Raw genomic sequence first — 11,629 nt, 5'->3', positions numbered from 1 at the left:
ACCACCTGATGCCGCCCGACCTGCCGCTGCATCCTGCACATCCTGCACATCCTGCGCCTGATTTGCCGGTCGACTTCGTCGGCGGCACCACCGCCGTCTGCGACGCCGTGCTGCGCCTGCGCGGCGAGGCGCTGGCGCTGGAACTGGGCCGCCTGGCGCGCGAGCTGCTGGGCAGTCCCGAAGGGCGCTACGTGCCCGGCCCCGGCCTGGTGGAGCCGGGCCTGTCGCCGGCCGGCGTGCTGCGTCACGCGGTGATGGCCGGCGTCGAGCAGTTCGGCTGGTACGAGGTCAGCGGCTGCGCGACGTACGACGCCGACGCCCAGCGCCGCCTGTCCGCGCTGGCGCACCTGACGGCCAGCCTGATGCAGATGCACTCGCTGGCGCAGCGCTCCACCCATGCATATGCGCAGATGGAAGCGCAGCTGGCGCAGCAATCGCAGATCCTGGACCAGATCCACGAATCGGTGCTGACCATGGACCAGATGGGCTACATCACCAGCTGGAACCGCGGCGCCGAAGCGCTGTTCGGCTACAGCGCGCTGGAAGCGGTTGGGCGCAACATCCTGTTCCTGTACGCCGACGAAGACGAGTCGATGAGCGACTCGTTCGCGGAGCAGGGCGGCCGCATGATGGAAGTCCGGCGCCGCAAGAAGTCGGGCGACGTGTTCTGGGCCAGCCTGTCGCTGTCACCGCTGCGCGACCTGGCCGACCGACCGACCGGGCTGATTGCCTATCTCACCGATATCACCGAGCGCAAACAGGCCGAGGAACAGCTGCACCACCTGGCTTATTACGACGAGCTGACCGGCCTGCCGAACCGCACGCTGTTCTCGCGTCTGGTGGATCAAGGGCTGACGGTCGCCCAGCGCAACGATGGCGCGGGCGCGGTGCTGTTCGTCGACCTGAATCGGTTCAAGCGAATCAACGACACGCTGGGCCGGCGCATCGGCGACGAGCTGCTGCGCCAGGCCGCGCAGCGCTTCCGCGACACGCTGCGCGAAGAAGACGTGGTGGCGCGGCTCTCCGGCGACGAATTCGCGGTCGGCCTGTTCGACATCCGCCAGCACTTCGAAGCCACCACGGTGGCGCAGAAGCTGCAGGCGGCGCTCGACGCGCCGTTCATGATCGGCGGCCACGATCTGCGCGTGGGCGCCAGCATCGGCATCAGCGTGTTTCCGCAGGACGGCGGCGACGCCGAGACCCTGCTCGGGCTGGCCGATATCGCGATGGAGCGGGCCAAGACGGCGGACGCCAATCCGGACCGCGCGGTGGCGTTCTACAGCCAGGACATGAACCAGGGGATGCAGGAGCGCATGCGCATCGAGTCGGGGCTGCGGCATGCGCTCGGCAACGGTGAGCTGATGTTGTATTACCAGCCCAAGTTCGAGATCGCCAGCGGGCGCCTGGTCGGCACCGAGGCGCTGGTGCGCTGGGTGCATCCGCAGCGCGGGATCGTGCCGCCGGGCGAATTCATTCCGCTGGCCGAGAGCACCGGCTTGATCGTGCAGGTGGGCGAGTGGGTGCTGGAGCAGGCGTGCGCGCAGGCGGCGATCTGGCAGCGGGCGGGGCTGGCGCCGTTCCGGCTGGCGGTGAACGTGTCGGCGCGCGAGTTCACGGCGTCGCTGCCTTCGCGGGTGGCCGATACGCTGCAGCGTTACGGGCTCGATCCGTCGTGGCTGGAGCTGGAGATCACCGAGAGCACGCTGATGCACGACTTCGAGCGGGTGACCGGGATCATGGACCGGATCACGGCACTGGGCGTGGCGCTGTCGCTGGACGACTTCGGGACCGGGTATTCGAGCCTGTCGTACCTGAAGCGGTTCCCGATTCATACGCTCAAGATCGACCGCTCGTTCACGACCGGGATTCCGCGTGATGCCAGCGATTGCGCGATCGCGGGGACGATCATCAGCATGGCGCGGCAGCTGTGTCTGCGCGTGATTGCGGAAGGGGTGGAGACGTTGGATCAGCTGGAGTTCCTGCGCCAGGCGGGGTGTGACGAGGTGCAAGGGTACTTGTATGCGGCGCCGTTGCCGGCGTATGAGTTCGAGCAGAGTTTGCGGGAGAATTGGTTGTTGATCGGGTGATGGCGCTTCGTCGGTCTGCGGGCCTGCAGCCGCCTGCCGGTCTACGCCGAGCCAAAACACCCTCACCGGCACAGATGATTTATGTATAATGCCGGTTCCTCCAAGGAAGCGTGGCCGAGTGGTTGAAGGCAGCAGTCTTGAAAACTGCCGACGGGTGAAACCGTTCGTGAGTTCGAATCTCACCGCTTCCGCCAGAATAACCCCATAAATCGTTGATTATTAAGGGGTTTTTCTGAATTGCTGTTGTGCTACCTACGTTCCTACCCACAAGTGCGTGCGAGCTTCAAGCTATCGGCGAAGGAGTTCACCTCGTTCAGTGACCATCGGGTGCATTTCTTTGACAAGCGCATGGGTGCAGGAAACCCCGCCTTTGTTGTGCACCAGAGCCAAGCGGTGCTTACCCCGATCCCGAGAATGTTAGCTACCTTGGTAACTGGGATGAGATGGTCGTTGTGAGTCATTGTGAATCCTCCTTCTAAGTTCGTTAAAGCCGAAGCCTCCTATGTGTGTGTTTGCAATGGGCGTGCAGAATCGCCAGTAGTTCGCTACCATTCGCGAATTATGGCAGGGCTGTTGATTTCCTGCAAGTGCAAAATCGCTAAATGTCCAGCGGCTGGCTTAGCACATTGCCATCCGGTGTATTGACAATGTTGCCAAAAATGAAATATCCATAGGCCTTGTCGGGGTATCCGCTGCCGTTTCAGCGATGACGAGCTATCATCTGGCCTGTTGCCTTGATAAGTGAAACGAAATGCAGAGATACGACAGTACGCTTTCAGTCCCGAAGATGGACTGCCCATCGGAGGAGCGGTTAATCAGGATGGCGCTTGATGGCAAGCCTGATGTGCAGTCGCTTTCCTTCGACTTGTCTAGTCGTGAACTCCGAGTTGTGCACACGGGTGAGGCTGCTTCGGTCGTTGCTCTGCTGGAGCCATTGAGGCTTGGGGCCAGGATCAAGGATTCAGTCCCGATGGAGTCCGATGCTGGTGGCGTTACGTACCGAAGCATGTTCTCCGTGCCTAAGATGGATTGCCCATCGGAAGAGCGTTTAATCAGGATGGCATTGCAGGATCGTGGGGATGTTCGCTCGCTATCGTTCGATCTGTCCCAGCGGGAGTTGGCAGTGGTTCACCAAGGGGATGTGGAGGGCATCTTGAGCCGCCTACAGCCGCTAGGGTTGGGTGCTGTGCTCAATGGCTCGCCTACAGTGGTATCGGGGCAGGCGGCTGCTCAAAGCCAGACTGACGATGCCGGGGAGGCGAAGACGCTGCGGTTGCTGCTGGCAATCAATGCTGTGATGTTCGTCTTCGAGCTAACGCTTGGTCTGTGGGCGCAATCGACCGGGCTGATAGCAGACTCGCTTGACATGTTTGCAGATGCTGCTGTGTACGGGCTTGCTCTGTACGCCGTAGGTAAGGCGGCAAGCATGAAAGTACGGGCGGCACACTTGGCTGGTTGGCTCCAGTTGCTGCTGGCGCTGGGTGCTCTTGCGGAGGTCGTTCGTAGGTTTGTGGTCGGTAGCGAGCCAGAGTCTGCCTTGATGGTGGGTGTCGGTCTGGTGGCCTTGGTGGCGAATGCTGCCTGTCTGGTGCTGATTGCAAAGAAGCGAGACAGTGGTGTGCACATGAAGGCCAGCTACATCTTCTCGGCGAATGACGTAATCGCAAACATCGGTGTGATCGTTGCTGGTGGGCTGGTTGCTTGGACTGCTTCGCCATACCCTGATCTGGTGATCGGCACCATTATTGGTATCGTCGTTCTTAACGGTGCACGTCGGATTTTGAAGCTCAGCTAGTTCGCAGGGAGTGTTGGGATTGGTTGTCCTGTCACTCCCTTGTCGTTATGCCGTGGCTGTCCCGGTGTTCGCTTGGGATGGCTGGTAGATGTGCTGCATCTTCCCGATCATGTTGTCCAGTAGGCTGTCGCCAGTCTTAACCTTGATCGGGATATTGCCAATAAGGATGGGTTGGCTGGAGTCGATGGCGGCTACTGCCTTGTTTCGCGTTGGTCGCGAAGCGGAGAAAATTTGCCCTTGCTTCTCCCACTCCTTGTCCAACTTGTCCCGAGCCTTGTGGATGTAGCTCAACCATTCCAGTGCATCTACCAATCGCTGGGTTGCCTGTTCCGTGGCCCGGTTAGTGGGGCCGAGGTAAGGGAGTTGAGCGTAATAGTTCCCGCCGTGTATCTGGTTCGATGGCGACGCGATCCACGGATCATTAAGCTCTTGGTTGCGGCATTCTTTCGTTAGCCAGCCATCCTTGAAGGTATTCAGGATTGCCTGTGGTGGCGAGTTATCCGCGTCAACCAAGATAAAGATGTGCAGATGTTCGCCTCGCTCCACGCTGCATTCCCGTGCAGAGAACCATTCGTGGGGCACTCCGGCACGAGTTAGGTGCTGGCATAGGGCCGTGAGCATCGTCTTGTGCTTGCTGTAAGTGTTGCCAGACAAGATAAGGTGATACAGACGGGGTTCCCGGTAGTAAGTAAGGCACTGGATGATCTTGGTCTTCGCTGCTCGATATGCACGCTTCCCCTTCGGGTGCCATCCTGCGTTCTTGCGCCTTCTCCCGTGCACTACGTTATCGGGATAGGTTGTTGTTGCCTTTGGCATGTTGTGTTGTCCTTTCTTGGTCGATAGTCCTCCTTGGCCTGATCCGTGGACAGGCGCACTGATTCCCTGTTATTGATGAATGAATAATGGATGGTCGGATGACCGTCCTTGTTGCTGGCGATCCCAAGCAAACTCGATGGACAATAGGAATGCTCGGTAGTGCCAACTTGGGCTTACTACTATAGCTACTAGAGTAACGGAGAGTGCTTCCTAGGGCGGAAGGGATACTGCGGCAAGTGTGCATCCGGCTGAGACGTAGAGCCAGTGCGGGTTTTGCCGGAGAAAGAGGGCTTACACGGATGTGAGTGTAAAACGTCCAGATGAGCCATTGCCAACCCTGCACTGTAGCACGCCTTTAACCGGGTTTGCAACAACTTTCTTGAATAGTCCATTGGAAGCGATTTAAGGCGTTTTCAGTCGTCCGTGTGGGTAAGGGTCAACTCTTCCGTAAAACGCCTTGTAGGTGCCTTCCGTGCCTTCTAAAGCGATTCTAGGGTTCTGGGTAGCCAGTGTGGAGTGCTGGCTGCTCCCATGCTGCTTGCTCTGCTTAATTTTTACGCGGCTGTCGCATATAAAGCGCACACATTTGCTTAGCAAACCGCCGCTTCTCTGTCCTTGGCAACAGAGATTAGCCTGCTGTCGTGCAGTATGTCGCCCAGTCGTTCATTAATTCCCGGCGCTTGTTGAACAGATCGGAGCAGAAGTAGGCTGCTTCGGTCTTGTCCTTCTGTACGTGCGCCAGTGCGGCTTCGCATACCGCGTGCGGATAGCTGGTCTGTTCTGCTGCCCAGTCCCGGAAGGAGGAGCGGAAGCCATGCACCGTGAACTCGTGGCCCAGCCTCCGAAGGATCGCGGTAAAGGCCATGTCGGAGTATGGCTTGCCCTTTGAGTTCGGGAAGATCAGTTTCGGGTGCTTGCCCTTCTGCGCTTCGAGAATCGCCATCGCTCGGGGTGACAGCGGTACACGGTGCTCGTTCCCGGACTTCATCCTATCGCCCGGAATGATGCGACGCTTTTCCTCGAAGTCGATTTCCGACCACTCTGCAAGGCGAACCTCGCCAGTCCGGGCTGCTGTAAGAACAATGAACTCCAGCGCCAGCTTGGCCGAATCCTCGCTGCCCGTTAAGTGAGCCGCTGCAATCGTGGAGGCTACGTCCTTGTATGGGCAGGCAGCGAAGTTGCCCTTGGTGCCTCGGTTTGCTGGCAGTGCTCGTGCGATCTGGTTCCAGATGCCTGCATCGTGGTTCTGCCTATAGTCCTTTGCTGCTGCCCAGTCGAGTACGGCGTGGATGCGCTGCTTCACTCGTGATGCCGTGGGTGCTTTCGTCGTCCAGATCGGCGTGAGTGCGGCCAGGATGTCGCCCTTCGTCACGTCGGAGACAGGTTTGTTGCCGAACACCGGATAAGCATAAGTCTGTAGCGTGTTCGTCCACTGGGAAGCGTGCTTCTCGTTCTTCCAAGTGTGAAGGTGTGTCTGGTGGTACTCGGCTGCGCACTCTGCAAAAGTACGCTGGTGCTGGAGTGCGGCTCGTTGGCTGTCTCGGGCAGCGATTGGATCAGTGCCACTCTTCGCAAGTAGGCGGCTGGCAGTCGCTAACTCTCGTGCCTTCGCAAGCGGCACGTCGGGATACGATCCAAGGCCCATGTGCCGCTCCTTCTTGTTGAGTGTGAACCGATAAACCCACGATTTCGAGCCAGTAGGCGATACCTGTAAGTACAATCCGCCGCCATCGGGATAGTAGCCGGGTTCAGTTGTCTTCTTTACGGCCAATGCGCTCAATCGTTCCAGTTCTCGCTTACCCACGTTTCTACCCCCGTTTTCGATGTGGATTGGAGTGTACCCGAATGGATGAGCTTAGACAAATAACTGGTTGATTACATAGGAGAGCGGAGTGATTTCCGGATGATGGTGGTTTGACTTGGATTGATAGTTAGGAGGACACCGCTTCCGCCATCTACCCATTTTCTGCAATGAAGATCGGTTTGCTGATCAGCTTTACCCCCATCCCAAGCTGCTGACTTTTGACTCCGGTTGCTAGTCCGTCCTGCCATGTTGCGATCGCGATTTCTTCCCATGCCACCACGCGCGGGCCGAGTTGGACCGGGCCGGGAAGCTGCCAGCGCTGATCCGCTTGTGGATCGTGCTGCGCGCCATGCCCACCGTTTTTTTCATGTCCGGTAGGTGCAGGATTGCGATGGCGCTGGCTGCCAGCGCGGCGTAGCCGGTGCTGTGAAATGCTGTCTTCGCCGCGCGGCCATTGCCCGGAACCCGGGCGTGCACGAAGCGCTCACTGATCTCGCTAACGCTTCCCATCGGCGGCGTGTAGCCGTCGGTACCAACCAGCATCACGAGCTGTCCGATCTTTATGGCCGACCTTCCGGCAGTGTCGGGGATGCAGTAGAGGTGGTGACCATGCTTGCTCCAACGGTTATATATTCAGCGTTTTTTATTTGATGACGGTGTTGTTTTCCAGTAACCAAATCGCATGGATTTTTGTTGCCTCAGGGTATAGTTATGGGCATTAGCCGGCGATTGATGATGAAGATCCTAACTTTCGAAGTAAGTAACTGTTCCTTGGTAGTAACAAACATCGTCGAGTCGAGCCGCGGATGGGAATGCTCTTCCATTCTGTCTCAACAGACTCCAGGATCCAGCGAGGTCGTCCACAAGAGCACCAAGTCCTTCACCGGTCTTTATGACCCTGACGATGCGCTTGAGATCGGTTCCGAGTTCGCCAACTCTTTCATTGAAGATTGCTTTCCCGAACTCGCTGACGTCGCAGACTGCGTCTTAGCGTCGTGAATGGCAAGCTCAATGGCATCTTTTACTGATCGCCATCCGGTCTATATGCGCGGCGTGACACCGAAACCGCTGCCAGTTGTGCTTCTGATTTCTGCCAGCAGGCGACGTCTTCTTGCGCAGCGCTTCTGAGGCAACCGGCTTCGTTACGGCTTACGTCATGACGTAAGCCGCTCGGCTGGAATGCCGGCTAGCTAAAGCCCGGGGCCAGAACAAATCGCTCCTTGCTTGCCACTGGCTCCCATGGTCGCAAACCCTGATCCTTGGCGAGGCGGATGCGCTGCACCTTCATTGCATCGATCAGGTCTGTCGGTGACGCGGCCGGGTCCAGCATCGGAAGCGTTTGTTCGGCTTCGAGGAAGAAACGGTGCCGCGCATCGCTTCCCGCCGACAGGAACGCTTCCTCCCACCATTCCGTGATCCGCGCGCTGGCCTGTTCCAGGGCACTGTGCGTGACCAGGCGGTTCGACTTCTCGTTGTTGATCCGCTTCGATGCAGGCATCAGATTCCACGCGTCCCCGCACGGCCAGGCGGCGAAGGGGAAGCAATGGTCGATGTCGTAGTCGTCCTTCAGGCGCTGGCCCGACCAGACGCAGTAGATAGCCTTCCCCTGATCGCGAAGTCGTTCGACGGCAGCCCGTGCGAACCTGGTGTCGCGTTCTGGATCTGCCCATGCAAGTAGCGAGTACGCGGTCTGGCTGATGACCGGGCCGAGTTGGCCCGCATAGGACTCCATCAGACGCACCCATTCCGCAACGAGAACCGGTTCGACCCAGACGTTGTAGTGGCGAAGCGCATCCCAGATCGGGAGGGGAACGTGGAACTCGCCAAAGCTCCAGAGGAATGGATCGTCGATCCGCACGCTGGCCGGTGTCGACGTGCGGCGCTGGTGCTTGACCTGGAAGATGTTTTCATCGCTCGCGGGCCAGCGCAGGTACTTCACCGGCATCTCGCGGATCAGCCTTGATATCTCCCACAAGCTTGCGTGAAAGTGGCGCGCGGTGTCGCCGTGGAAGTCCATTCCGGCACGAAGGTCAACCGGGCGTAGAAGTCGCAAAGCGGTGAAGTTGTCGGTCACGAAGCCGGGCGCATTCCCAACACGGTTAGGCGGCATCTGTAGTAGCCCACCCTCGATGAGCGGCTTGTACATGCGCAGCCAGAAGAGAGCGACCAGGCCCATTGGCAGGACGACGGACTCCGCTTCGTGGCGCGCCGCACCCGCCGCGGTATCGGCGATCCTGGCGAGGATACGCAGCAGCGCGATCTTGTAGGTCGACGCCTTACTGTCCGTGAGGATCAAATGGCGCAACAGCGGGAGTGCCCCCAGGCCATCGTCGGGGAGCCCGAGAACTGCAGTGGTCCACGAAATCCCCGGTCGGTTCAGCCTGTCGGGGCTGTCATCGGTCCGCACCAGCCGCAGGCCCAACTGCTGGGCCATCACCGTCAGTTCCGGCAGTGTTACCTCGTACATGGCGCGGTCGGTATCCGGCGGGCCAATGCGAAGGCTGATGGCGATGCGGCCGTTCGGCGACAACAGGGTCGCCAGCTTGCGCAGGGCGCGCTGGCGTGCCGCCGGTGGAACGTGCATCCACACCGCCGACAGCAGGATCAGATCGAAGGTAAGTCCCAGACGGCGGACCTGGGCCAGATCCGGCAGGCTGTCGGCCACCCAGTGAATGCGTGGCGATGTATGGCGCTGGCGCGCCAGCGTGCGCATCCCCTCCGAGGGCTCGGCGGCGACGACATCATATCCTTTGGCTGCAAACCAGGCGGCGTCCCTTCCGGAACCAGCGCCGACGTCAAGTATCGTCGCCCCAGGCGGTGGCAGCAGATCCAGTAGCACAGAGTGCACATGCTCGAAGGTCAGCGATTCGTACTGTGAAACAAATTGCTCGGCGTTCTGATCGTAGTGAGGAATTGACTGCACGTGAGCTTCGGTATGCTGTGTCGACTCATCAATTGTATGCTGAACTATGCTGCCTTTGTGCAATGGATAAGTTGCAACCGTAGGGAGGTTGGTCAGGTCGGGTGCGGTAGGGCTTTATCCGAGTCAAGCAGTCGACTTGAAAACTTCGATCAGGCGAAACTAACTGCATCAGCCAGGTCTGCGCTTCTTGTCGCCAGCCGCAAACATCTCGATCTTTTTGGTTGGCCCCGACACAATCAACATATCCGCCGGCCGAATCACCGTCTCCGCCAGCGCATGCTGAAAATCCTCATTCGCCCGCTTCACCCCCACCACGGTCACTCCGAAACGCGATCGCACATGCGCCTCCGCCAGCGTCCGGTTATGCGTCTCCACCGGAGCATGGATCTTTGCAATCGCAAACCCATCCTCGAACTCGATGAAGTCCATCATGCGCCCGGTGATCAAGTGCGCCACGCGCGCCCCCATGTCCGCCTCCGGATAGATCACGTGATGCGCGCCGATCCGCTGCGCAATCTGTCCATGCTCCGGCGTCATCGCCTTGACCCAGATATCCTTGATCCCCAGCTCGGTCAGCACCATCAGCGTCATCAGGCTGGCCGCCAGGTCCGACCCGATCCCGACGATGGCATGCGAAAAGTCGGCCACGCCCAGCTGCAGCATGACGTTCTCGTTGGTCGAATCGGCCTGCACCGCGTGCGTCAGGCGGTCGCCCCACACCTGCACCAGGTCCTCGCGCTTGTCGATGCCCATCACGTCGTGCCCGAGCCGCATCAGCGACTGCGCCACCGCGCCGCCGAAACGGCCGAGACCGATCACCACCACGCTGTCGCTGGATGAAAACGCGAACTGCTCTGTAAAAATCCTACCCAACAATTGGATGCTCCTCAGGATAACGGTAAGGCATGCGCCGCTCGCCCAGTACCAGCGAGGTCGCGAATGTGATGGTGCCGACGCGGCCGACGAACATCAAGAGCGTCAGCACCAGCTGGCCGGAGACCGGCAGATCGGCGGTGATGCCGGTCGATAGTCCGGCGCTGCCGAACGCCGCGATCACCTCGAAGATGACCTGGTCGGTCGGGAAGTGGGATATGCGCAGCAGCGCCACCGTGCCCATCGCTACGACAACGCTGCCCAGCACCAGCACCGTGATCGCCTGGCGCTGGGCCGAGGCGCCGACCCGGCGGCCGAACGCTTCGGTGTCGGTGTGGCCCTTGGCCTCGGCCAGTACCAGCAACACCAGCACCGCTACGGTACCCACCTTCACGCCCCCGGCGGTGCCGGCGCTGCCGCCGCCGATAAACATCAGAAAGTAGTGCAGGGCCCAGGTTTCGCGCGTGAGCGCCGCCACGTCCACCGTGTTGAAGCCGGACGTGCGCGCGGCCGACGAGATGAACAGTCCGTTCATCAGCTTGTCGATCAGGCCGAACGAGCCGAGCGTGGCCGCATTGTTCCACTCGAACAGCAGCACCACCAGGTAGCCCGCCACCAGCAGGATCAGGGTGCCGCTCAGCGTCAGCTTGGTGTGCAGCGACCAGTGGCGCGGGTCGCGCCAGCGGTGGCGCAGGTCGTGCAGCACCGGGAAGCCGATGCCGCCGATGATCGCCGCCAGCATCATCGGCAGCAGGATGCCGGCGTCGCCGGCATACCGGATCATGCTGTCGGGGTGGATCGAGAAGCCGGCGTTGTTGAAGGCGGAGGCGGCGTGGAACAGGCCGACCCAGGAGGCTTCGGCCCATCCCATGCCGTAGTTGAATTCCAGCCGCAGCGTGAGAAAGGCGGCGATCGCCAGCTGGAACAGCACCGACACCGCCAGCACCACGCGGCCGACGCTGGCGATGTCGCCCATGCCGATCGAGCGCGTCTCGGTCTGGGCCATGAGGCGGGTGCGCAGTTTCGGCGAGCGGTTGACCATCAGGCCGAGCAGGGTGGCGGCGGTCATCATGCCCAGTCCGCCCAGCTGGAACAGCGCCATGATGGTCGACTGGCCGAAGCCCGACCAGTAGCTGCCGGTATCGACCACCGTCAGGCCGGTCACGCACACCGCCGACACCGCGGTGAAGAAGGCGACCATCAGCGGCGCCGTGGACGCCGCGTCGCCGGCGCGCGCCAGCGGCAGCATCAAGAGTGCGGTGCCGATGACGATCGCCAGCAGGAAGCCGAGGGCTACCGCCCGCGCCGGGTGGATGACCTTGTTCATCGGG

At 60.3% G+C, this 11,629-nt stretch carries 8 protein-coding genes and 1 tRNA gene; 3 read left to right on the top strand and 6 right to left on the bottom strand.

Annotation, left to right across the window (positions count from 1 at the left end; translation table 11 throughout):
- The first annotated feature begins 8 nt into the window (after positions 1 to 8).
- The 3 genes from RTQ83_RS01085 to RTQ83_RS01075 all read left to right on the top strand — a co-directional run bounded on the left by RTQ83_RS01085 (position 9) and on the right by RTQ83_RS01075 (position 3,882).
- Positions 9 to 2,087 carry a putative bifunctional diguanylate cyclase/phosphodiesterase gene (locus RTQ83_RS01085; RefSeq protein ID WP_312510872.1) on the top strand — a complete coding sequence of 693 codons (2,079 nt, stop codon included), beginning with the start codon at positions 9 to 11 and terminating at the stop codon, positions 2,085 to 2,087.
- 104 nt (positions 2,088 to 2,191) lie between these two features.
- Positions 2,192 to 2,281: transfer RNA gene (locus RTQ83_RS01080), tRNA-Ser, on the top strand.
- Positions 2,282 to 2,907: 626 nt separating this feature from the next.
- Positions 2,908 to 3,882, top strand: a complete 975-nt coding sequence (locus RTQ83_RS01075; protein WP_312510685.1) for a cation transporter — start codon at positions 2,908 to 2,910, stop codon at positions 3,880 to 3,882.
- 45 nt (positions 3,883 to 3,927) lie between these two features.
- Here the strand turns inward: RTQ83_RS01075 and RTQ83_RS01070 are convergent, their stop codons facing one another.
- The 6 genes from RTQ83_RS01070 to RTQ83_RS01045 all read right to left on the bottom strand — a co-directional run bounded on the left by RTQ83_RS01070 (position 3,928) and on the right by RTQ83_RS01045 (position 11,625).
- Positions 3,928 to 4,698, bottom strand: a complete 771-nt coding sequence (locus RTQ83_RS01070; RefSeq protein ID WP_312510684.1) for a hypothetical protein — start codon at positions 4,696 to 4,698, stop codon at positions 3,928 to 3,930.
- Positions 4,699 to 5,326: 628 nt separating this feature from the next.
- Positions 5,327 to 6,478, bottom strand: coding sequence for a phage integrase central domain-containing protein (locus tag RTQ83_RS01065; RefSeq protein WP_312510683.1), 1,152 nt, complete (start codon positions 6,476 to 6,478; stop codon positions 5,327 to 5,329).
- A 255-nt stretch (positions 6,479 to 6,733) separates the two neighbouring features.
- Positions 6,734 to 7,045: a hypothetical protein gene (locus RTQ83_RS01060; RefSeq protein WP_312510682.1), complete on the bottom strand. Its 312-nt coding sequence runs from the start codon at positions 7,043 to 7,045 to the stop codon at positions 6,734 to 6,736.
- A 643-nt stretch (positions 7,046 to 7,688) separates the two neighbouring features.
- The gene (locus tag RTQ83_RS01055) at positions 7,689 to 9,425 is read right to left on the bottom strand and encodes a class I SAM-dependent methyltransferase (RefSeq protein WP_312510681.1); all 1,737 of its coding nucleotides are present in this window, start codon (positions 9,423 to 9,425) and stop codon (positions 7,689 to 7,691) included.
- A gap of 168 nt (positions 9,426 to 9,593) precedes the next feature.
- Entirely contained in the window at positions 9,594 to 10,301 is a 708-nt protein-coding gene (locus RTQ83_RS01050) for a TrkA family potassium uptake protein (protein WP_312510680.1), read from the bottom strand.
- Entirely contained in the window at positions 10,291 to 11,625 is a 1,335-nt protein-coding gene (locus RTQ83_RS01045) for a TrkH family potassium uptake protein (protein WP_312510679.1), read from the bottom strand. The genes RTQ83_RS01050 and RTQ83_RS01045 overlap by 11 nt, the downstream gene beginning before the upstream one ends.
- Positions 11,626 to 11,629: the final 4 nt, after the last annotated feature.

The organism is Massilia sp., from assembly GCF_031995545.1.
Classification (GTDB): domain Bacteria; phylum Pseudomonadota; class Gammaproteobacteria; order Burkholderiales; family Burkholderiaceae_D; genus Telluria.
The sequence above is the reverse complement of the archived record's forward strand: the minus strand, read 5'-3'. Positions and strand labels throughout refer to the sequence as shown.